Here is a 22,007-nt window from a genome sequence, read left to right on the forward strand (position 1 = left end):
TCGGCATGGATGCCGTTTGCGAGCTTACAAGGACGTACTCGTATCGTTTTTTCGAAAACCATGGTCTAAGGTCAACCTGAACGATCTACCACTATAGCGCTAAACTAAAACACATAGTGAAGGTTCGCATTAGAGCGATGGTTTGAGAAAAACTTCAATCGGCATGGATGCCGTTTGCGAGCTTACATGGACGTACTCGTAGCGTTTTTTCGAAAACCATGGTCTAAGGCAAACCTAAACGGGCTGGCATATTACCTTGCACGCCCTAGAATTAATCAAAACCAACTTAGTAAATAAACCTTCCTATCGGATTAAGCAACTTCGACAAACCTTGTGTAAATACCGGAGCATCATCCGCCACAGTTAAACACAAACAGCCATCGTTAGACACAGGACTATGAGTAAAACTCTCATCCAACCAAATAAAGTCGCCTTTAGAATAACTGCACATCTCATCCTCAAACGAGCCATCTAACAACACAGTTACCTCATAACCCTTGTGGGTATGCATAGGTACACTGCCACCCGCGCCAATTTGCAACAAATAACTACGCACAGTGCCTTCATCCAAATCTAACCGAGCACGGGTTAACTTACCCACACCTTGAAACTTAGCCCAACTGACCGAATTTAACGCACGCGGCAAATTAACCTGCTTGCCCGCATACTCAACAGAGCGAACAGTTGGAGCTTCATCTACATAATCACCTTTTTGGCTGGTAATTTGCGAAATCATTAAATCGTCAAAGTCGTCGTCTAAATCCACTTCAACATTATCAAAAACCGATTCATCCTCAATACTAAAAACCTCATCGGCTTTGGCTTGAGTTAACAAAGTAATCGCCTGCTGGCACTCGTCACACAATTCAACGTGCGCAGAAATAGCAATATTTAAAGCTGCTGGAAGTTCGCCAGCCACAAACGCGGCCAACAACTCATGTTTTGGATGATGCTTAATCATGAGTTTTCCTCAATTTGTTGTCTAAGTTTACCCAAGGCCAAACGCAAGCGCGATTTAACCGTACCAAGCGGAATATTTAACTGCTGCGCTAACTCCTCTTGAGTTAACTCATTAAAATAAACGCCACGTACCACCTGCTTTTGCGCCTCTGGTAAAGCATCAGCATATTTGGCAAGTTGTTGTTTAAGTAAATGGTCGGCAAATTCTTCAGTATCAACATCGGCTGCGTGCGCGTCGACAATTGGCCAAATATCGTCACTTAAACAATCTTCTTTATTGGTTTGCATTTTACGCAACATATCAAACGACAAATTACGCATAATGGTATACACCCAAGTGGTAACCGCACCTTTGTCGGCGTTATATAGATGCGCTTTTCGCCATACAAGCGACATAGTTTCTTGCAACAAATCGTTGGCTAAAGCCTCCGAATTAAACTGCTTAAACCCAAAACTTTTAATTTTGGGTGCAAAGCTTTTAAACAGCAGCGCAAAGCTTTTTTTGTCGCGCTCAAGCGCAACGGCAATTAACCATTGTTTAAGCTCGGCCGACTGCTCTGGTGTAAGCATCGACCTTTTGTTTTCCACTTGGCTTTGATTCATAGTGCCATTTGATGTTTGCAGCATAAAAAATTATCACCAATCGACTCACGTTTAGCTGTATTTACGCGGGTGCTCAGTAATTGGATCACTTTTGTTTTCACCATTAATTATAGTGGCTAAAAACGACAAGCACTCATCAAAACTGTTCGGCACCATAAATTCAAGCTTTTTCTCCACCGGCAAAGGCAAAAGCTCAACAAAACGTGCGCATACCCAGGTAGGACTATCAAATTCAGGATTCGGATACATTTTGGCGTACTCAGGCATACTGCGGTGAATTTCTTGCAATGCAGCTGACAACTTGCGCGATTTACTGCACAAATCGGCCTGCGGCCAATGGCTAACTGGCTGAACATTGGCAACACGTAAACCGTCGTCTTCTACCTTAATGTCAGAAATTTCCACCAACTCACGTGTTCTAATATCAATAATTAATAAGCCGTCGTCGCGCTGCGAAAAATCAACAATATCAACCCAAGCCCCAAGTTTTGACGTATTAAAATCAGCATCCGGCAAATAAGTAGACAACACAAAACCCTGCCCACTCGCCGCTTGCTTAACTAAACGCAAATACCTAGGCTCAAATATTTTTAACTGAGTAACGCCCTTAGGAAACAAAACCAAAGGCAATGGAAACACACCTAATTGCATACAAAAACTTAATTGTTGATAGATGTGTTACTTTACGAGGGGTGAGTAAAAAGGGATCAGTAAAACCATTGCAGCCAAAGTTTTAACCCTTATTGATTTGTTTGTTATGTTTAATTACACTCAATGGTACAGAATTAAGTACAGGATATTTTTATGGACGCGATTAGCTACACCACAGCACGAGCAAACCTAGCAAAAACAATGGAAAAAGTTTGCGCTGATCATGCACCAGTAATTATTACCCGCAAAAGCGAAAGCCCAGTTGTAATGATGTCTTTAGAAGATTTCGAAGCAATGCAAGAAACAACATACCTATTAAGATCGCCAGCTAACGCTAGAGCGCTTTTGGAATCTATTGCTGAGTTGGAAGCTGGTAATGGTACAGAAAGAGAATTAATAGAGTGAAATTAACGTTTTCAACAACGGCTTGGGAACAATATTTGTACTGGCAAAGTACTGATAAAAAGATACTCAAAAGAATAAACACGCTGATAAAAGACATTCAACGTGAACCATATGAAGGTATCGGAAAGCCAGAGCCATTGAAACATGGCCTTTCAGGTTATTGGTCTAGAAGAATTAATGATGAACACAGAATTGTTTATAAATACCAAAACGAAACAATTTTGATAGCACAACTGCGTTATCACTATTAAACAAAAGTAAAATAGAGTTTACTTTTACAATAGAAACTAATTTAAAACCCTTAAAAGTAAATTTAAACTTACTTTTATGAGTCGATATACCGACAAGCTGGAAAGGCATTACAGGCCAAAAATTCATTACCCTTATTTTTGCCACGCTGAGCAGTTTTAGTAATTAACTGCGACTGACATTTTGGGCAAGTTTTATTGTTTGGGCTATCAATTGCGAGCTGTTGAACATCAGTTGCCATTGGGGTAACTACTGATTCAGCAACAAATAGCTGGTTGCGAATGTCATCTACTGAATACTTAGCTCTGGCTTTAAATCTATGAAGTTTTAAACCTGCAGACTCGCAAGCTGATTCTACAAACACATCACGCAAATGGGTTTTAGGCTTTAAGTGTGAAGCATCGTCTAATTCAACTACAGCGATAATAGACAAGTCATTGGCGTCACATAAAACAAAATCAAAATGCTTGGCAGATATTTTATTAAAAGCTATTTGCCAATGCTTACGCCCTAACCCTTTGGCTGGCTTTAACACATCGGCAATTCGTACTTTGCCCATAACTACAACATGGCTTGGGCATGCAAGTTGTAACGCTCCTAAAAACGATCTTTCTGCCGCAGTAAATAACGGGCCAATTTTGGTATAGCTATAACCGCTACTTTTGTTTATAAAACCCAGCAGCAAGCCAAAAACAATACACAAAACCAACATTAACAAGATAAAAAGTAAACTCATGTTTCTTCCTTAAAACGATTAAACAGTTATTCAATAATTGCCTTTAGGCGGGCAAAGGTTCGCATATTTTCAGTAGAGTATTTAACCTCATAGTCAGGGTTAGTCGCAATTAACTCGCACACCTCACTCACCAGAATTTTAGGGGCGAAGCGAGTATAATTTCCGAGTGCAGTGATTTATTATGTTTCGCCACTTTCTAAATCTGTTAAGTCCTCAACTCCAGCCATTTCAGCCAACATCTGAGTATAGGTTCTTAGTACGTTCTGTAGTCTTTCTAGCTCAGCTCGAAATTCAGCACACTTTTCAGGATCATCAAAAGCCCCTTTGACTGAAAGCCCATGCCATTTTGCTGTAAATGGCCTCACAACTTGATTTAACACGACTACAGCAATCTTGGTAAACTCGATGCAATGACGACCATTGTTTTTCATCACATCTCGAGTAATGCCAAATATAGAATAAATACTAGTCAATGCAGTCTTTTCGTCCCCATGCTCAATGTGCAAACTCTGGGTCGTTACTCTGGTAAGTAATTCTATATATAGCTCCCATGCCGCTGCCTTATCTTCATCTTGAGGCTTCCATTCCATATCAAGAAATGGCGTCTTGATTTTTAGAGAAGTCATATCCCATTGCTCTAGCCACTTACTCCACTTCATTAGAACCACCTTTCACCGCTGCGATTATTTACAAAATTGTCATATGAATTATCAGGATTAATTTTATTCCGCCTATTAAATGCCTCATGTATCCAATCATGCACTATTTGGGGGTCTTCACTCCAATTGTATATTTTTGCAAACCCACACTGAATATTATAATGAAGTCTAGGAGGTATAGTGTTGCTTATGTAGTTATTGGGTTCGTTATATGGTCTGGGGTAGGTTGGCAACAATATCCCTATCAACCCAGATCTAGGATTAAATTGTGTATTCCTGATACTTGAACCTATTTCCCAGTCTACATGTTTCCTTTTCCAAGTTTCAGAACCAATTAGCACAACCGTTACAGTTGAGTCTCTTAAGTATTCATCTCTAATTTTTTGTCGAATTGTTTCAGCTGGCAAATAGCTATTTATATCTCCAATCTGAACTGATTTAGAAACCATAATATCGTTAGCGCCAGAAAACAAATGCTCAAATCTATTTCTATAATACTGATCATTGGCATGATAATAACTAACGAAAACTTTATGCCTATTTGTGAAACCGGATAAACCACCAAGTATGTTATAACTCATATTTAAGCATTCCAATCAAGTATACTATCTAATGGGTGATGAGAATTACTGTGGCTTTCCAATGATTCATTGATACCCGAATAAGGTTTTGTGAGCTTATAATTACGTATTACTCTCTCGATGTACTCGTTCAAGCTCTTTGTCCCATGGATAAGTGTTCCGATTTTTAGGAAATCAGGCAAATCCACAGCACCTTTTAACTTTAAACTACTAATCTCTTTACCTGATTTTTTTGCGTATCCAAGCTCGTATGGAACCCACCATGACTTGCTGGTTTCCTCACTAATAAGACACATTGCATGAGAACTACTAGTAATTCCCCTTTCAATAAGAGCAGTTATTTCTGCAGAATCTCCTTTTCTCACTGCGCGCTGAAGTGCATCATCATGAATATCTAGATATACATCTATATCCGCTTTTTCCATTATATAATCAGCAATACCTTCTACTGCTGCCTTATCGATTGATATATGCGCTAAAAAAATGCAAGGTTTATCTTCGCCTATCAAAGAAGAACGTTTGTTCAAACTATAAGATTCCATCCCTGCAGACGTTAAAGCTCTGTTTCTTCCTGCCATAATTTTTCCTTTTTATATGCGCTTTAATTGTTTAATAGCTGATTCAACCAATTCTTGTATGGCTGTATCATTTAAATGGTCTATATACTTGTAGTCTTGCAGTAGTGGAGGTATTTTTTCAAAGTCCACACCTAAATTTACAACTATTAATGACTTATTCTTTTTCATTCTGGAGTTTATGAAATAATTACACTCAGCTTCTGTCCATCCAGACTGTTTTGATAGAAAATTATTCGATAAAAATAAAATTCCTAGTTCGCAGTCCATTAATCCTTCATTAACTTTCGACGTTATACTATCTCCAGCTATAATTTCTTCTTTATCGTACCAAACTTTTAGCTCTGACTTTTGTAATTCATTAAAATACTGGTCAACAATTATTTTGTCCCTAGAGGAATGAGATAAAAATACTTTTTTCTTTTTCTCTAACACTGGTTTCCCCCAAGCTTCATACATAACATTCCTATCGGGGTGAAGGAAAAGTTCATTCTTATTTTCTGTCATTATATCTTCAATGTACTCAGAATCAGTAAAAGTAACTAATGAATACCCCTTTCGACTTGCGGCTTCTAATAATTCAGGAAGAAATACATTGTATGCCCTAATTTTGTGGGGATAATTTTGCGAAAGCCAACTATCAAAATCAGAATCAGCTTTTTCAAAACTTAGGCTAAAGTACATTTCAAGATTGTAAGGGTTGTTGTTTATGAATAAACCACACCCCGTGAGTTGGAATCTATTAAAATTGTCTAAAACATCTTTAACAAACTTTCTTTCTTCCAGACGATTTCCATAATCAAGTGAAAAAAGATACGATTTATGTTTCATTTTTGAGTTCTTATCATTATCAACATATTCAATCATTTTAACGTACCTCTTATTTTTCTTTATTAGGTAGACAAAGAACGGAAGCGGATAGCGCTCTGACAATAGAGTTATACTTAGTGCTTTTTAGTGCTTTAGAAGCTAGACTCTCTACTTTAGCCCGCGTTTGTTTACTTTTAGCTATTTGAGATGAATTATTATTTGTCAATGTTTTAGCTGCTTTATATGCAACCTTTCTCGATGTAACCATAGTATTTTTTGGCATAGTACCTCCCGTATAGTTTAGTGAAGTTCGATGAAACGACCTCATTGAGTTACATGGGGATTAACCACTGACTGTTCAACCAGTACTGAATAAAAAAACATGGCTTAAAAGAAACACACAACTCCGTTCTCTGGTGAAACGGAGCGCAGCTTAGTTTTTCCTTAGCAGCACTCTGTTATGCCTTGGATCTTATTAACTCTGCTATTTCAGCTGCAATCTCTTCAATCGTATGTGTTGCCGTGCTGCGTGCTACTTTATCCGCGATTGAAGGGCTAAAGTCCATTACCTGTTGTTTGGTAATGTTATGCCATATTGGTAGAAGAATTTGTTCACCAGATACAGTTCGGGTAACAATTCCGTCTAACTCATAGTTGGTCCAGCCCTTGTCAATAAAGGCTGGGGACAAAATAACAAGGCCGACTCGGCTGTTAGCTAGGCCTTTATCAATTTTATGCCTAAGACTATCGCCAATGCGCAGTGTCATTTCGTCGAACCACACATTTAACCCCTCATTGATCAAAGCACCTGCAAGAGGACGAACAAAATCATCTTTATCTTCGGATGCATGTGAGATAAATACATCGTGAACCTCAACACCGCTCTCTGTTGATGGTGGTATATTATCTCGAACAAGGCTTGGAACTTCTCTCAACGCTCGTTCTTGTATATCAGGTAATGTACTAGGCAAAACCCGAACGGACGCCCTTGTACTGCCCCTGAGCCCTTGCATATCAACTGCGACATGCCAATGCCCAGAAGAAGGAATTTGCAGCCTAACTGGTGATTTTTTGGCCAAACCGCCAATATAGCGATGACCTCTACCATTCTTGTAGCTATTAAAATTTGAGACATCCATTAATCGAACATTAGCGCCACTTGTAAGGGCAATTTCTACAATTTCCCCGCGTTTCCTTTGACCAAGATCGGTATGAACGAACTGCACTCTTTAAGTACTCCTTATCTCTACGCAGGGCATAACAGCTGAATCATTAAAAGTGCGTATGTAACTTTTCGATATTGAGCCTATCACGCCGTTCCAATACATTTTAAATTAGTAATTTCATAAACTTAAGCTTTAACTAACTAAAATGCAACGATAATTTTTATGGCTGAAGACAAACATAAAACCAAAATCATTAGAATGGGCAGCTGAGTCTTTTATTACTCTCAAATCAAGAACGCACCGACTAACTTAAACCCACCGAAACCGATGGGTTTAATCTCAGTAATCCAAAGCCCTAAAACCCCTCCAAAACAATTTTCCCAATTACACTTCTTGCCTCTAACTCTGCATGGGCTTGCCTTAAATTTTCTGCGTTTATTGTGCCTAAGTGTTTACCTAGGGTGGTTTTTATATGGCCTTGGTCTATTAGTTTGGCTACTTGGTTAAGTAGTTTGTGTTGCTCTATCATGTCGTCGGTTTTAAACATTGAACGGGTAAACATTAGTTCCCAATGGGTTGATATTGCTTTGTATTTTAGTTTGTTTATATCAAAATTTTGCGATTCGTCTATTAGCGCTAGTTTGCCAAATGGTTTTAGCACTTGTATGTAGTCGTCTAAATAATTGTCGGTGCCGTTTAGGCTGGCAACATGGGTGACAAAGCCTATATTTAAGCTTTCTATTTGAGGGGCTAATGGTTTTGAGTGGTCTACCACATAGTCGGCACCTAATTCTGTTACCCATTGTTTTGAGCTTTCGCGTGAGGCGGTGGCAATTACAGTTGCGCCTGTTATCGCTTTTACTATTTGTATGAGTATTGAACCAACACCACCAGCTGCGCCTGTTACTAATATTACTTCATCGGTTTTTTGGGTATTGCCTGCACTTTGTTGTTGTATTTGTAAGTGGTCGAATAACATTTCCCATGCGGTTATCGCGGTTAATGGTATTGCAGCGGCTTCTGCATTAGTTAGGCTGCTTGGCTTGCGCCCTACTATGCGTTCGTCTACTAATTGGTATTGTGCATTTGCGCCTTGGCGGGTTAAGTCACCTGCGTAAAATACTTGGTCGCCTACATTAAATAAACTTACCTTGTCGCCTACTGCAACTACTTCGCCTACTGCGTCCCAACCTAGCACTTTTGCTTGGTTGTTTTCAGGTTGTACACATTGTCTAATTTTGTAGTCTACTGGGTTTACCGCTATCGCGTTTATTTTTACCAATAGGTCGTGGCCCTGTGATTGTGGTATGGCTAATTCAATGTCTTGCAATGATTGTGGGTTGCCAATTTCTAACGATTCTGTGTAGCCAATAGCTTTCATAATTTGCTCCAATTGAGTTGTTAATTTGCTTGTTTAGATAACCTGAAACAAATGATATGCCTTGCTTTGTGTTTTATAAACGGCGTAATATTTGATTTATTTTCAAATATTTTTTGATAATGCTTATTCAAGATCTACAAATTGTGTTGAAAGTGGCTGAATTTCGTAGCATTACCGCTGCAGCAACTAGCCTTAATTTACAAGCGGCAACGGCCAGTGCTGCAGTTAAACGGGTTGAGCAAGCGCTTGGTTTTGAGTTGTTTGTGCGCTCTACTCGTCAGCTTAGGCTTTCGAGTGCGGGTGAGCGTTATTTGCCGCAGTGCGAGCAAGCTTTGCAGTTGTTAGATAACGCTAAAAACCAACAGCAAATTGCGGGTGAAAGCATAAGTGGTGAGCTGCGTATCGGTTTGTCGTCTGATCTTGGGCGCAATATTGTTATGCCTTGGTTAGATGCGTTTTTGCAAAAACACCCGCAGGTCTCGTTAAAAGCGCATATTAGTGACAGTAATATCGACTTTTATCGCGATCCTGTTGATATTGCTTTGCGCTATGGCTCGCCAAAAGACAGCAATTTATATGGTTTTAAAATTTGCGATATTCCCGCTGTTGTTTGCGCCACACCTGATTATTTAGCTAAACATGGTACACCACAACACCCGCACCAATTGGCTGAGCACAATGGTTTGTTTTATCAACTGCAGGATAAAATTTACAACCTGTGGGAGTTTGAAAATTTAGCTAGCCCAACCGCTAACCGTGAAAAAATTAAGGTTAAGATGAATGGTAACCGTGCAGGCAACGATGGTGATTTAGTGCGCCGTTGGTGTGTTGCTGGCCATGGCATTGCGGTTAAATCGAGCTTAGATTTATCGGCTGATTTGCTTGCAGGAAATGTTGTACCAATTTTGCAAAATTATAAAGCACGCACTACTGAGCTTTGGTTAATTTGCCCTAGCAGACAGTTAATTACCCCGGCTATTCGGTTATTGCGTGACGACTTAAAAGAAAAATGTCAGCAGGTTTTTAGCCAACTTGCGGATAAAAACCTACTGCCAAAAAGTTAAGTTTAAACAATCAGGTTTAGTGCGAATGGCTATGCCCATCAGCCGAGTGCACGTGCATATGTGCTTTGTTTTGCTCGTAAGCATTTATGCGTTTTTGCGCGCTTTCGGCGTTGTGCCAGCTTCTTAGTTGTTCTATATCTTCTACGCTTAGCTCAATACGCTGTGTGCCATTTTCTGTGTTGGCCGTGGCAAATACTGCGCCGTCTAGTACGTCGTATTCCCATTTATCGTCTGGAAATATACCAATAAGTTCGGCTGGGTCGTCGTCTACATTTATAAATGCGTGTGGCACCATTGACGGTATATTTATTATGTACGGCGCTTCAACTACTACTTCTTCACCGTCTAGGTGGTACATCATTTTGCCTTTTAATAACAAATGCGCTTCTTCACCTGTGTGGGTGTGCAATGGTGCGCCGCTGCCTTTGTGGGTATTGGTTAGTGCAATTGTTAGCTTGTTAAAACCGTGGCGTTTGCCTTCCATTACGTGAATATATTCACCCGGTGCTGGCTGTATTACCACCATTTCGTCTTTGTGAATTATATAGTCTTGTACATCTTGCATCAGTGGTGCTTCAAACAAGTGTGGTATTGCACCTGTGATTATTGGATTGTAACCATGGCCTGCGTCCACATGAATTTGCCTGCGCGCTGCGTCTACCTGGGTGTAAGTTTCGCCGCTTTCTGCAACAAATATTGTGTCGGTCGAATCGGCTGGGCTGTAAGTTACGTCTGGAAATTCTTCTTCGTATTGGTCGTGGTCATGGCCAAATTCTGCATCACAAGCTGCGAGTAAGCCAACTAAGCTGCTGGCGATTAGCCAATGTTTTAGTGTGTTCATCTTGTTATTTCTCCTAATTGGAATTTATTTGTGCGGACAACTAGCCAATAAAATAATGCGCTGCTGGCGAGTAAATTTATTGCTAGTGCCGATATAAGCTGTTGGTTTAATTGAATAAGTGCAAAAGTGCTGATTACGTCTATTGCTATTAATACGGTTACTAAGCAGGTTACTTTGGTGCGACATAGTTTGGTTAATACATATGCACCAAGTGGTGCGCCAATGGCGACTATGGGCGCGCTTATTAACCAAGGTTCGTACATTATGTGGGTGTCGTTTACATAAGTGTTGTGCATTACCACACCCCAAAGTGAGTTTATGGCCATGCACACTACTGTGGTGGGTATGCTGATTTTTTCTTTTACGCGATAACTTAGTGTTAATACTATAAACACTAATATATCTACGCCTGAGCCTGTAGTTTCGGCAATTATGCCGCCAATAAAACCGGCAAATATAAATATGCCAGCCATTTGGGTGTGTTGTGTGTAAGGTAGCTGGGTTTGCGTATTTGGCCTGCGCCAATAACAAAACCACAGCACACAAGCGAATAGAAAAACCATGCTCGAAAACAGTATTTTCGCCATGTCGGACGGTATAACTATCCATTTTATTGCGACAAAACTGCCGACAACGCCGCCTAAACTGGCGTACACCACCACGGGTTTTAAGATGTTTATTTTGCGATAAAAAATGTACAGCGCAGCCGATGTCATACCGACGGATTGGATCATTAATCCAAATATTTTGGCGTGTTCGCTGGGTATGTTTAGCAATTTAGTAAAAACTGGAAATGCCACAGCTGCCCCGCCCGATGGCGTTGAACCTGCGATAAATGAGCCTAGGGTCATGGTTGCTGGCATAGCCCAGTAGTCTTGCCATAATCCCCAGTTGTTGCTCATTGTTATGTATATTAACCAGCTAATGTAAAAAGCGGCTAATAGTACAAAGTACCAATGTTTTACTAATTTTTGCTGCCACATACACTACTCCACACATTTATTTGCGACAAACTAAAACCCTTTTATCTAACCCAAAGTTTAGATTTTATTTTAAGGGGCTAAACTTTATACCTGTTCGTATTAAGCTAGCCCCTTTTTTCAATTACCTATTTGTTGCTTACGCTGTTTCCATTTGTGTTTGTTTAATCAACTGAGGTAATTGTGTATTGAAGAAGTTTTGCATTGGAATGTAGTGCTCTGGCTCTACCCATTTTGCTTCTAAGTCTTCAATTATGTCGTGTTTGGCTTTTAGTTCGCCATTTACATAGTGGCGTACCACTGGGTGTAAAAATTGGCTTTCGGCTGCTTGCTCCGTGTTTTCTCTGTGTATGCGCTCTACTGCAAACGGGTCACCAACAATTGGTGCGCCGTATTCTAGCGTTAGTACAAATACGTCGGTATTTTCTTCAGCAAAACGATTCACTAAATAGTCTTTTGGTAAGGCTTGGGTGTAGCTGAATACGCCGTTTTTAAATACAGCAGCATCGGCAATAAAACCTGGCTGTTGCCAAAGTGCGCCCGAGCGATTTACGTTAGCAAACATGCGTTCTGTTATTGCTTCAGCAGTGCCTGCTACTTGCTCGGTTGGTATGCTTAGGTCCATATATTTTTCTAATAAAATATCGGCTAAAGCACGTGAGTTGTATCTAAAACCATGGATAAAACCTGAAGTTGCTTTGCGGTAGTCTAACGAGTGCGTAAGCGTTCCTGCCACGTACATGTTTTGGTTGTTAACTGATTCGAAGTCTTTGTTGAGCGCTGGGTATTTGCCCATGCAGCTTACTTCTGGTTTTGCACCTTCAGCAAAAATTGAGGTGTCAAACTTAAAGCCTGCACAACATAAAATGCTGTCGTAGGTGATGGTTTCTACTTCGTCTTCTGCGTGGTGGTATTTAAAGGTTACTACCAATTGATCGTTTTGTTTTTCAATTTTTACTATGTCAGCATCTAAAATCGCGTTTTGTGATTTTAATTGATAGGTGTCTAACACATTGTTGTTTATTGCACGCAAATCGCCTACATAGTGGGTTTTCCACGCCATTTTAATTGAGCTTGGGCTAACTAAATGGATAAGCGACGCAGCTGAGGTTAAATGGTCTGCCGTTTCAAATGCTGAGTTCTTTTTACCAATAATGAGTACACGTTTGTCTTCAAACTCTTCTAAGTTTAATGACATATCTTGATATTGAGTTACATGTTCAATACCCGGTACGTTTGGTGTATTTGGTTGGTTAATACCTGTTGCGATAACCAATACTTCACATTCAATTTTATTGCCGTTTTCTGCAGTTAATGTGTACATGCCGTCTTTTTTGTCGATATTGGCAATGCGAGTATTGTACTGCACGTTAATGTCGAATTTTTTCACGTAATCAGCCATATAGGTTACTAGGCTGTCTGCATGTGGGAAAAATTGTTTGTCGTAGTTTTTAAAACGGAAGTTTTCATCGTTACACAACAATGAGTTCCAGTCGTGACGCATGTTGAATTCTGGATCTTGGCTGCCAGTAAAACGTTTGTTGATTGAAATTAGCGTGCGATGGCGTGGGTATAAGGTAAAAGTATGACCCGGAATATTCGCACCCTCTACTACTAAATAATCAGCTTTAGCTTGTTGTAAATAATAAGCTAATTGAACGCCACCAGGGCCGCCACCTAAAATAACAAATTTGTGTTTTTGTACTGTGTTCATAATCTTTTCCTCTGTTTGTGCTTACAGTAAAACGATACGTTGTGCTTTGGTGTCGCCTTTTACTTCTACTTGTTCAAAGGCTTTTACTTGTTCAACTTCAATTTGCTGGGTTAAATCAACTTGTTGTAGCTCGTCTCTTTGTTTGCTTAGGTTGATGTATAAGCTCAGCGCGTCGCGTTTATTCAGTTCTATATTTTTGGTTTGTACTTGCAGCGTGTAGCTGTATTTGTACTGGCTGGCGTTTTGCGTGAGTTTCCAGTCGACCACTTCGTCACCCAACCATTGTTGAATGGCACGATTTAGCTGCATTTCGTACAAGGCGATACCACAAACTAATACGGTATTTTTGCTACGGCCCAATACACTAACTGTTGGTGTTTCTATGTTGTAAGCTGCAGTTGCACGGTGAATCTGAATAATATCGCCAATGCGGTAGCGAATAAGCGGCAAGGTATCGCGTGATAAATCACTGATAATAATTTCACCAAATTCGCCGTTGTAAGCTTGGCTTACTGGTTTAGCTTGGCCAACGTAGCTGGCATCTTGGCGCTCTTTTGCCAGTTCACTTTCTGGAATAAATTCAAAATATAAGCGCTCTGACATTAAGTTCATTTCGCCTGGTTTATCCACACATTCTGTCGCTACTACATCTGCTTCAACTGTGCCGTATAAGCTATATACGTTGTCAAATCCCCACAGTTCTTTTAGCTCGGCACGTAAGGCATCTGGTAATACATCCCCAAAAATAATGCCGGTTTTAAGGTTTGGTAAAACTTCACGTAATGGACCAAATTCCATTTCAATTGCTTTGCCAATTTCTTTAACCACTAAAGGTGTACCGATAACAAAAGTAACTTGCTCGCCTAAACCTTTTTCGATGATTTCTTCGTAGTCAATTTGTGAAGAGTTCAATGCACGCGCACCTGTTGCTTCACTGCCGTTTACAATAGCCCAGCCAGAGATACTTGGTAATGGTGCGCCTAACGACATTACACCGTCGCCCTCACCCATGCCTAATTTGCGCAAGGCAATAGCTTCGTGAATTTTTTGTCTTTCTAAGTCCGCATCTGAAAATGGAATTTTTTTGCTGCGATTAGTGGTGCCTGAGGTGTTAAAAAAACAAGCTGGGCATATTTCTAAGCTGGTTGCTTCGGCTGAAAAATCTGTGTCGTTGGTGAAATCAGCCAAGGTAGCAGGCATTAAATATGGCGTTTGTGCAAACTTGAGTACATTGCCATACAAAGGATGATTACTGATTGGGTAAAGGTCGGTCATTAACTGCTGATGATTAACAACTTCGCTTTGCTGTTGTTCGGGTGCTTTAATCGTCATAGTTTTATTCCTTAGTTAGTGATCTTGTGTTTAATATTGCTTAAGCGCAGCTTGCAAAGCTTGCTCAGGGTTAAACAATGTTTGCCAATTAAGTTTGTGTGTTAAATGGTGATAGTTGCCTTGTTCGTCCATTTGATATTGCGAGGTATATTCCGTTTTATTGTTGGCTATCTGCTGTAACGCTGTTACCAGCGCTTGAGCATCAGCCATTGTGTTATTTAGGCCAAAACTGGCACGTACCATGCCTTTTTTCGCTTCTATTTCCGCGTCAGTCAGTTCGTCATCTAATGCCCATAATTCTGGCAAGATAAGTTCACGTACATACGGATGCGCGCAAAAACATTGGTTACGTACCGCGATATTGAAATAATCATTAAGAATTTTTGCTAACAGTGCATGGTCTACCCCACGCATGTTGAATGAAAAAGTGGCTGTGCGCGGGCATTGAGCTAAATTGGTTGAGGCATAAATATTGATTTCAGAGTTTTGTTTTAGATAGTGAAAACAATAATGGAGGATTTCTTGTTCGTGGCCATGAATGTTTTCCATACCTATTTGCATCAGCATTTGCAGTGACATTGCCAGTTTTACTGCACCAAAGATATTTGGTGTACCTGCTTCTTGGCGCTCAACTAAATCTGGCATAAGTTGGTAGTCCATTTGCGAAACTGACTCTACCATGCCGCCGCCCATTTCAGTTGCAGGGCTTTGTTCTAACCATTTACGTTTAATTACTAATATGCCAGGTGCACCCGGCACATATAGTTTATGTCCTGAAAATATAACAGCGTCTACGCTTGCGCCTTTATTTGTTAGCTCGGTTAAATCGAGCTTGTGGTGCGGCAACATTTGTGAGCCATCAAGTACAAATAATGCATCGAGTTGATTGCACAACTCGGCACAGGCAGCAATTGGATTGATTATGCCAGTGACATTGCTTGCACCTGTTAGTGCAAAATAATTGACCGCACCTTGAGCTTGCGCAAGTTCAAATTCAAGCTGTTCAAGTGAGATAGCGCCGCAGTCACCGGCAGTTTTATTGCAGCCAATGTGATGAACATTTTGGTGATATTTTCTGTGTGGTAAATCGTTGGAGTGATGCTCCATTACCGACACCAAAGCTGTGGTTTTATTTGGGCGTACGCTGCTGAAGATATTGGCTACTCGGTTGGCGGCTGCCGTTGCACCACTGCCGATAAATACACATGCGTATTCGCTGCTGTTTGCGTTTAAAAAATCGAGTACGGTTTGTTTTGCCCATTGGTAACTTTGATTTGCCACCATAGCGCTGTTGTGAATATTGCTATGGGTGTTGGCGTAATGTGCTAAAAATTGTTGTGCTGCTTGATGTGCGGGTTTTAACATTAAGCAACTGGCGGCCGAGTCCAAATAAACACGTCGAGTTACCTTGCCTTCTACTGTGCTGTAATGTGTGTCAGCACCATAAAAAGCTGTATGGATATTTTCAAGTAACTGTTTTGCTGTTTGCTCTATCATGTTTTTCTCCTGCACTTTTCCTAAATTTCATTCAGTGCTTACAGCTGAATTAGGAATTCGAAACCTTGTTCATTTTTTTCGTTTTGCAAAATTTGCATGCCTTTTAGTTCGCTGTAGGCGTTAAAGTCGTTGACCGAATCTGGGTCGGTTGTACGTACATGCACAACTTGGCCTTTACTGAGTTGTTTACACTCTCGTTTAAACTTTAAAACCGGCAACGGACATACAAGTCCTGTTGCGTCTATGTACAAATCTACCTTCATATTTATCTACTCTTTTTCGAGTTAATTTGTTTGTAAGCTCCATGGTTAGGGAGCTAATCAGCGACGACGGAACGCAGTATAGGTAGGCAAAAAAAGCCTGACAATATGGTTACTTTTGTGTGCTATAGGGGAAAAAAGTAAACAAATGATTGTGACGGGGGCTAGCTTGACGAAAAAAATTTAAATTTTTTTTCATTTAATTTTTAGCTGAATCTGCTTTTAAATATTTGGTTAATTTTTGCTTGTTTTTATCCAGCTATTGAGATATTTGTATAAATAACAGCGACGACATTTTGTTTTTTATTGACCTTTTTACCAAAATAAAGGAACACAAAATGTTGTTATTTATTCATATTGTTTCGGCCGCTATTTGGCTAGGAACTGCTACCACACTACCCTTTTGGGGTAATCGCGCGAATCGTGCAGACCATCTACATACAGTTTTAGGCATTATCGACACTGTATTTATTTTAAAATGTGTATTTATTATGGGTGGCCTATTCAGTACTTTGTTGACTGGCTGGTTGCTTGCAACTGAATACCAACTTATCACTAATATCCCGCCTACTTGGCTTTCGGCTGCGCTAGCTGTTTCGCTGATTATCGCGCTGAATTCTTGCATTATTTTTTACTTTTTATGGATTGGCCGTAAAGGTAAACGCAGTTTAATGCGCCTGGTGCCACCTATAGGTTATTCAAATATTGCACTGATAATTTTGGTTTATTTTTTAATGATTTATAAACCAGCAGAGCAAACAGCGCTAGCAACTATAACTTGGGTGATTGCTTTGGTGTTGTTAGCGAATGCAATAAATATCACAGTTAAATTAACCAAGTTAAATAAGCTTAAAAACATGTCGCCAAGCGAATATGCTGACAACTATTTTGCGTTATTAAATGCAGAAAAAATGACAGATTTACTCAAGCTATTTAAAGACGACGCTATGTTTATCGACCCATTTGCAACTGGGCCAATTCAGGGCATTTTAGCCATTGAACAATTTTTTCAAAAACTCGGCGATCAGTTTGATTCAATTAAGATGCATCCGGAAAAAGTTGAAGGCAGTAGTAAACAATTTACCATTCATTGGGTAGCCCAAGGTGTGACGCAAAATGGCGAACAAATGCCAGCACTGCGCGGCACCAACTTGATGACCCGACTAAACGGCAAAATTAGCACAGTGTTAATTGATTTTGATTTGACACAACTGCCGCAGGTTCAGTTGGTTAACGCTGATGTCTGCCATAAATTAGCAGCGGCTTAATTAAAAGGAATTTGTAATGGCTAATTTATCTGTTTTTGAGCAAGTGCATCCGTGGATCAAACAAATTAGGGCTTTTCCTGCTGCCGCTGAAACAGCCCCACCAGAATTACAGTTAAAAATGGATGCAAATGAAAATCTGTTTCCGATTAGTGCTTTTGTGCAAGCTCGGGTGATCCGTAGCGCAGGTCATTTAAACTATTACCCTGACGGCACCGCAAGCAATTTAAAGCGTGTGCTTGCGGACATGCAGCAACTTACACCTGAGCATTATTTGTTAGGCAACGGCTCTAATGAAATTTTGGATATTGTAATTCGCTCTTTCTGTGGGCCGGGTGATGAAGTGTTGTTTTCACAACATAGTTTTGCCGCCTACCCTTTGTTAGCTAAAACAGTTGGGGCAACACCAGTTGCCGCACCGAGTGTTAATTTTGCGCATAATTTACCAAATATAACCGAAGCGATAACAGACAAAACTAAAGTGATTTTATTGGCAAATCCAAACAACCCAACCGGCAGTTGTTTTGGTGGCGAAGAATTTGTGCAATTTATGGCGGTTGTACCTAAACACGTTTTAGTGGTGTTAGACGAAGCTTATATTGAATACAGCGCAACAGCACAAAATATTAATAGCACTCAGCTAATTAATCAGCATGATAATTTGTTGATAACACGCACCTTTTCCAAAGCTTATGGGTTAGCTGCGCTGCGTATCGGTTATGCGATAACAAACCCGCAGTTGGTCGAAATACTCAACAAAATGCGTCAGCCTTTTAATGCTAATCGGCTTGCTTTGGTTGCTGCACAAGCCGCACTTGAAGATCAACAACATTTAAAATTTTGTGTTGAACAGACTCGTTTAGGTTATGAATATTTAATCAGAGAACTGAACAAGTTAAACATTGAGTTTATTCGCTCAGAAAGTAATTTTATTTGTCTGAAACTTACTAATTGTGCAGCCGTTGTTCAGCAATTAGCTGAATACGGGGTAATGGTGGGTTATTTAGCTGGATATCAAATGCCAGATTATATTCGTGTCACCATAGGTGGCAGCGAACATAATCTGAAATTTATTAATGCGTTACGAAGAGTTTTATAGCGTCATATCTGTTTCACGACGGCCTAAGCGCGTGGTTTCACGCTCTTGGGCATGTTTGTCTAATGCACGGCGACCAAACTTTTTGTAGCCTTTGTTTACGGCAAAATCTGTCATGCGGCGCTTGGCATTTTTATCACTTACTTCTTCTAAATGAGCTCCGACACCAAATTTGTGTAATTCGATAATAATACTTTCTAACCGGCGGCCTCGGTCGGTTAAACGATATTCAACTTTAGGCGGAATTTCAGGGTACGAATGCCGCGTGATGATGCCTTGTTGCAAATAGACTTTAAGTTTTTGATTAAGCGTTTTCGAGCTTATACCTGGAATTGAATGTAATAATTCGGAAAATCGTTTGGTACCTGATAACAATTCGCGCAAAATTTCTGCCGCGTATTTACCTTCAAACAACGAAATTGAAGATTGAATTGGATTAAGTTCCACAGCTTTACTACCTATTTTAGCCATTACGAGCGCCTCTTTTAGTCCGTTAATATTAGCCACTAATTTTAAAAGTTATTTTACTGATAAAAAGTTATCAAAAAAAGGGTTTTGTTACCTAGATTAAATTTATGCCTAGGGCCTGTTGCTCTTTCGTGGACAATTTTGCAGCAGTTTGTTTGGTATTTCTACAAGGCATAGCGATTGAAGTGTAGTGAGCTACATAAATGAGCTATAACGTAGTAGAAATGCCAAACAAACGCTGCCTTTCAGGTTCGTCCTAAATACTTTTAACTCTTTGTTGCAGCATTTCGACTTAATCCATTAGGCCTTCAATGCTGCGCCTCGATTAAAAAGCATTTAGTTAGAACAAAATTTGTCCACGAAAGAGCAACAGGCCCTAACGACTCACATTTCTTGCATAGAATATTTCTGAAATTTCGCGCTTTAAATTCTGCTCAACCGCAAGTCTTTCATTATTGGATAATTCGTTTACGCCAGTAGCAAATAAATGTCGTTTAATGTCAAAAGCTTTAAGTAACATTTTTGTATGAAAAATATTCTCTTGATAAACATTTACATCCATCATTTCATACAGCTCTTGCACGTCTGCAGTTAAATAATCCTGTATAGAATTAATTTGGTGATCTATGTAATGTTTAACGCCATTTACGTCTCGGGTAAAACCTCGAACTCTATAGTCGACAGTGACTACGTCAGAGTCAAACGAGTGGATTAAGAAATTAAGCGCTTTAAGTGGCGATATTATCCCACAAGTTGATACTTCAATGTCTGCCCTAAAGGTACTGATACCATTATGAGGATGGCTTTCAGGATAGGTGTGCACACAAATATGGCTTTTGTCTAAATGTGCCGCCAAGGTTTGGCTACGCTCGCTGATTAACATAGTCACGCTCGCCCCTTGTGGTTCGTAATCTTGGCGCGAAATGTTCAGTACATTCGCATCAATAATTTCCACGACCTCATGCAAAATAGCGGTTAAGCGGTTGGCGTTATATTGTTTATCTATGTAGCTAAGATATTCGCTTCTATGTTGGTCTGATTTAGCCCAGCTTATATCGTAAATAGAAAAGCTCAGGCTTTTGGTCAGATTGTTAAATCCATGAAGCTGAATTTTTTGATTAGTTGACAAAAGCAGAATCGAATAGGTTTTTAATTAATCCAGAAAACTCAATGATGAATTGCTCTTGCTGTACGGTTGATTTTTGATCTAAACGACGAGATAAAAACTCTTCTAAGTCAGTCACAATTGCGTCAGCTTCGCGTACAACATCTAAACGCGTGTCTTGGTCTAAACCTTCGTGCTGCGAGAAAAACGCCATAATCTTTTGCGCAATATGCTCTTCGATTAGGTCGCGAACCGTTTTGTCAATTGTCTCGCCTTTACCTTCCTCAAATAAATCAAGGTTTTCAGTAAAATACGAGATCAACTCGATATATGCTTGTGATTCGGTAACCATGTTTTCCTCAGTTGGGTTCTTATTCTGTTTATATTTATAAAATTGTAGCGAATTAGCCATAAGACTCAAGTTTATGGCTAATTCTCTAGACAATTTAGCTTAATTATAACTGCAAATTAGCGTGTGCTTGTTTAATACGCGCTACAACATCTTCTAGTTGACTGCGTGCACATGCAAAGTTAATTCGCGCATACCCTGGTTCACCAAAGTCGCGACCTGGCGACGGGCCAACCCCTGCGCTTTCAAAAAACTTCTGTACGTCTTCTACACCCAAACCACTGCAATCTATCCAAGCTAAGAAAGTAGCGTCAGATTTAACCATTTTCATGCCTTGTAGTTGGCTGATTTCTTGGTACAAATAATCACGGTTGTCTTTTAAATACACCAATAATTCTTTGTGCCAGTCGCCACCTTCTCGAAATGCAGCTTCAGTAGCAACTAGACCTAAAACCTGTACCCACGGTACTATGCCAAGTGCTGCATTACGGAATTGCATACGAATTCGGCTGTCTGGAATAACCGCAAATGATGCACCTAAACCTGCAATATTAAAGGTTTTGCTTGGTGCCATTAAACTAATTGATTTGTCTGAAATTTCCGCAATAGCAGGTGCTGGAATATGCTTTTTACCTGGCTCTAAAATTAAGTCACAGTGAATTTCATCTGAGCATAAAATAACGTTATTGTGTAAACAGATTTCCGCGACTTTTTTCAGTTCAGCTTCTGTCATTACCGAGCCGCATGGATTCATTGGATTACACATGATAAAGAGTTTAGTTTTAGGATCGGCCGCATGTTTTGCTAGCGCGTCCATATCCAACTCCCAACGGCCATCAACCAAAATACTTGGGATATCAACTCTTTCACATTGATTCAGCGAAGGTGCTTTTAGCAAAGGTGGATAGTTAGGTACTTGTACCATAACTTTATCACCCGGCTGACAATAGGCTTTACAAGCTACGTTAAATGCAGGTACAACACCCGGAGTCCAAACAATCCAGTCTGGTAATATATGCCAGTTGTGCTCTTTCGCTATCCATTCGCAAACAGACTCATTTAAACTGTCATAAGGTAAGGTATAACCTAAAATACCGTGATCTGTGCGCTCTTTTATCGCGTCTATCACTTGTTGTGGTGGCTTAAATTCGGCGTCAGCTACCCATACAGGAATTACGTCTTGCCCTGCATATTTGTCCCATTTAAATGAATGAGTGGGTTTTCTGTCTATTACTTCGTTAAAATTTATGCCCATGTGTA

At 40.0% G+C, this 22,007-nt stretch carries 26 protein-coding genes; 5 read left to right on the top strand and 21 right to left on the bottom strand.

From position 1 onward, the window contains the following. Positions 1–286: 286 nt before the first annotated feature. From ACMZOO_RS03390 to ACMZOO_RS03400, 3 genes are read right to left on the bottom strand one after another with little or no spacing between them, the layout of a single operon-like run. The gene (locus ACMZOO_RS03390) at positions 287–961 is read right to left on the bottom strand and encodes a ChrR family anti-sigma-E factor (RefSeq protein WP_440905393.1); all 675 of its coding nucleotides are present in this window, start codon (positions 959–961) and stop codon (positions 287–289) included. Beyond that, positions 958–1,587, bottom strand: coding sequence for a sigma-70 family RNA polymerase sigma factor (locus ACMZOO_RS03395; protein ID WP_440905394.1), 630 nt, complete (start codon positions 1,585–1,587; stop codon positions 958–960). Before ACMZOO_RS03395 ends, ACMZOO_RS03390 begins: the two co-directional genes overlap by 4 nt. Positions 1,588–1,614: 27 nt before the next feature. Then, on the bottom strand, positions 1,615–2,214 hold the full coding sequence (locus tag ACMZOO_RS03400) for an LON peptidase substrate-binding domain-containing protein (RefSeq protein ID WP_440905395.1): 600 nt from the start codon (positions 2,212–2,214) through the stop codon (positions 1,615–1,617). Positions 2,215–2,367: 153 nt separating this feature from the next. On the opposite strand from ACMZOO_RS03400, the gene ACMZOO_RS03405 reads away from it, so the two are divergent. Beyond that, complete coding sequence (locus ACMZOO_RS03405; RefSeq protein ID WP_016957382.1) at positions 2,368–2,619, top strand: type II toxin-antitoxin system Phd/YefM family antitoxin; 252 nt, start codon at positions 2,368–2,370, stop codon at positions 2,617–2,619. Then, the gene (locus tag ACMZOO_RS03410) at positions 2,616–2,870 is read left to right on the top strand and encodes a Txe/YoeB family addiction module toxin (protein ID WP_016957383.1); all 255 of its coding nucleotides are present in this window, start codon (positions 2,616–2,618) and stop codon (positions 2,868–2,870) included. Before ACMZOO_RS03405 ends, ACMZOO_RS03410 begins: the two co-directional genes overlap by 4 nt. A 74-nt stretch (positions 2,871–2,944) precedes the next feature. Here the strand turns inward: ACMZOO_RS03410 and ACMZOO_RS03415 are convergent, their stop codons facing one another. From ACMZOO_RS03415 to ACMZOO_RS03450, 8 genes are all read right to left on the bottom strand, one after another. Continuing rightward, a complete protein-coding gene (locus tag ACMZOO_RS03415; protein ID WP_440905396.1) occupies positions 2,945–3,604 on the bottom strand; it encodes a DUF2726 domain-containing protein in 660 nt (219 codons plus the stop codon). 179 nt (positions 3,605–3,783) lie between these two features. After that, on the bottom strand, positions 3,784–4,263 hold the full coding sequence (locus ACMZOO_RS03420) for a hypothetical protein (protein ID WP_440905397.1): 480 nt from the start codon (positions 4,261–4,263) through the stop codon (positions 3,784–3,786). Then, the gene (locus ACMZOO_RS03425) at positions 4,263–4,844 is read right to left on the bottom strand and encodes a TIR domain-containing protein (protein ID WP_440905398.1); all 582 of its coding nucleotides are present in this window, start codon (positions 4,842–4,844) and stop codon (positions 4,263–4,265) included. The genes ACMZOO_RS03420 and ACMZOO_RS03425 overlap by 1 nt, the downstream gene beginning before the upstream one ends. Before the next feature lie 2 nt (positions 4,845–4,846). Next, on the bottom strand, positions 4,847–5,422 hold the full coding sequence (locus tag ACMZOO_RS03430; protein ID WP_440905399.1) for a toll/interleukin-1 receptor domain-containing protein: 576 nt from the start codon (positions 5,420–5,422) through the stop codon (positions 4,847–4,849). Positions 5,423–5,434: 12 nt separating this feature from the next. Continuing rightward, on the bottom strand, positions 5,435–6,286 hold the full coding sequence (locus ACMZOO_RS03435; RefSeq protein WP_440905400.1) for a toll/interleukin-1 receptor domain-containing protein: 852 nt from the start codon (positions 6,284–6,286) through the stop codon (positions 5,435–5,437). A 13-nt stretch (positions 6,287–6,299) separates the two neighbouring features. Beyond that, positions 6,300–6,512: a hypothetical protein gene (locus ACMZOO_RS03440; protein WP_440905401.1), complete on the bottom strand. Its 213-nt coding sequence runs from the start codon at positions 6,510–6,512 to the stop codon at positions 6,300–6,302. 175 nt (positions 6,513–6,687) lie between these two features. Next, positions 6,688–7,455, bottom strand: a complete 768-nt coding sequence (locus ACMZOO_RS03445) for a DUF1883 domain-containing protein (protein ID WP_440905402.1) — start codon at positions 7,453–7,455, stop codon at positions 6,688–6,690. Between the two features lie 295 nt (positions 7,456–7,750). Continuing rightward, positions 7,751–8,776, bottom strand: a complete 1,026-nt coding sequence (locus ACMZOO_RS03450) for a zinc-binding alcohol dehydrogenase family protein (protein WP_440905403.1) — start codon at positions 8,774–8,776, stop codon at positions 7,751–7,753. 119 nt (positions 8,777–8,895) lie between these two features. Between ACMZOO_RS03450 and ACMZOO_RS03455 the strand changes: the two genes are divergently transcribed. Beyond that, positions 8,896–9,840 carry a LysR family transcriptional regulator gene (locus tag ACMZOO_RS03455; protein ID WP_440905404.1) on the top strand — a complete coding sequence of 315 codons (945 nt, stop codon included), beginning with the start codon at positions 8,896–8,898 and terminating at the stop codon, positions 9,838–9,840. Between the two features lie 16 nt (positions 9,841–9,856). Here the strand turns inward: ACMZOO_RS03455 and ACMZOO_RS03460 are convergent, their stop codons facing one another. The 6 genes from ACMZOO_RS03460 to ACMZOO_RS03485 all read right to left on the bottom strand — a co-directional run bounded on the left by ACMZOO_RS03460 (position 9,857) and on the right by ACMZOO_RS03485 (position 16,467). Further along, a complete protein-coding gene (locus ACMZOO_RS03460) occupies positions 9,857–10,681 on the bottom strand; it encodes a cupin domain-containing protein (protein WP_440905405.1) in 825 nt (274 codons plus the stop codon). Then, positions 10,678–11,664 carry a sulfite exporter TauE/SafE family protein gene (locus ACMZOO_RS03465; RefSeq protein ID WP_440905406.1) on the bottom strand — a complete coding sequence of 329 codons (987 nt, stop codon included), beginning with the start codon at positions 11,662–11,664 and terminating at the stop codon, positions 10,678–10,680. Before ACMZOO_RS03465 ends, ACMZOO_RS03460 begins: the two co-directional genes overlap by 4 nt. Positions 11,665–11,800: 136 nt before the next feature. Beyond that, complete coding sequence (locus ACMZOO_RS03470) at positions 11,801–13,375, bottom strand: NAD(P)-binding domain-containing protein (protein ID WP_440905407.1); 1,575 nt, start codon at positions 13,373–13,375, stop codon at positions 11,801–11,803. A 21-nt stretch (positions 13,376–13,396) separates the two neighbouring features. Continuing rightward, a complete protein-coding gene (locus ACMZOO_RS03475; protein WP_440905408.1) occupies positions 13,397–14,707 on the bottom strand; it encodes a phenylacetate--CoA ligase family protein in 1,311 nt (436 codons plus the stop codon). A 30-nt stretch (positions 14,708–14,737) separates the two neighbouring features. Then, positions 14,738–16,204 (bottom strand): aminotransferase class V-fold PLP-dependent enzyme, encoded by a 1,467-nt coding sequence (locus tag ACMZOO_RS03480; protein WP_440905409.1) that lies wholly within the window; start codon positions 16,202–16,204, stop codon positions 14,738–14,740. Between the two features lie 38 nt (positions 16,205–16,242). Next, positions 16,243–16,467 carry a sulfurtransferase TusA family protein gene (locus tag ACMZOO_RS03485; RefSeq protein ID WP_016957394.1) on the bottom strand — a complete coding sequence of 75 codons (225 nt, stop codon included), beginning with the start codon at positions 16,465–16,467 and terminating at the stop codon, positions 16,243–16,245. Between the two features lie 335 nt (positions 16,468–16,802). Between ACMZOO_RS03485 and ACMZOO_RS03490 the strand changes: the two genes are divergently transcribed. Together ACMZOO_RS03490 and hisC are read left to right on the top strand one after the other, a co-directional pair. After that, the gene (locus ACMZOO_RS03490) at positions 16,803–17,732 is read left to right on the top strand and encodes a nuclear transport factor 2 family protein (protein ID WP_440905410.1); all 930 of its coding nucleotides are present in this window, start codon (positions 16,803–16,805) and stop codon (positions 17,730–17,732) included. Between the two features lie 16 nt (positions 17,733–17,748). Then, the gene (hisC, locus tag ACMZOO_RS03495; RefSeq protein ID WP_440905411.1) at positions 17,749–18,828 is read left to right on the top strand and encodes a histidinol-phosphate transaminase; all 1,080 of its coding nucleotides are present in this window, start codon (positions 17,749–17,751) and stop codon (positions 18,826–18,828) included. Here the strand turns inward: hisC and ACMZOO_RS03500 are convergent. From ACMZOO_RS03500 to ACMZOO_RS03515, 4 genes are all read right to left on the bottom strand, one after another. Beyond that, positions 18,823–19,296: a winged helix-turn-helix transcriptional regulator gene (locus ACMZOO_RS03500; protein WP_440905412.1), complete on the bottom strand. Its 474-nt coding sequence runs from the start codon at positions 19,294–19,296 to the stop codon at positions 18,823–18,825. The genes hisC and ACMZOO_RS03500 overlap by 6 nt on opposite strands. A 373-nt stretch (positions 19,297–19,669) precedes the next feature. Then, positions 19,670–20,422, bottom strand: a complete 753-nt coding sequence (gene speD, locus ACMZOO_RS03505; protein ID WP_440905413.1) for an adenosylmethionine decarboxylase — start codon at positions 20,420–20,422, stop codon at positions 19,670–19,672. After that, on the bottom strand, positions 20,412–20,750 hold the full coding sequence (locus tag ACMZOO_RS03510) for a DUF3802 family protein (protein WP_440905414.1): 339 nt from the start codon (positions 20,748–20,750) through the stop codon (positions 20,412–20,414). The genes speD and ACMZOO_RS03510 overlap by 11 nt, the downstream gene beginning before the upstream one ends. Before the next feature lie 103 nt (positions 20,751–20,853). Continuing rightward, positions 20,854–22,002, bottom strand: a complete 1,149-nt coding sequence (locus ACMZOO_RS03515) for a MalY/PatB family protein (protein WP_440905415.1) — start codon at positions 22,000–22,002, stop codon at positions 20,854–20,856. Positions 22,003–22,007: the final 5 nt, after the last annotated feature.

The organism is Catenovulum sp. SX2, from assembly GCF_052056295.1.
Lineage (GTDB): Bacteria > Pseudomonadota > Gammaproteobacteria > Enterobacterales > Alteromonadaceae > Catenovulum.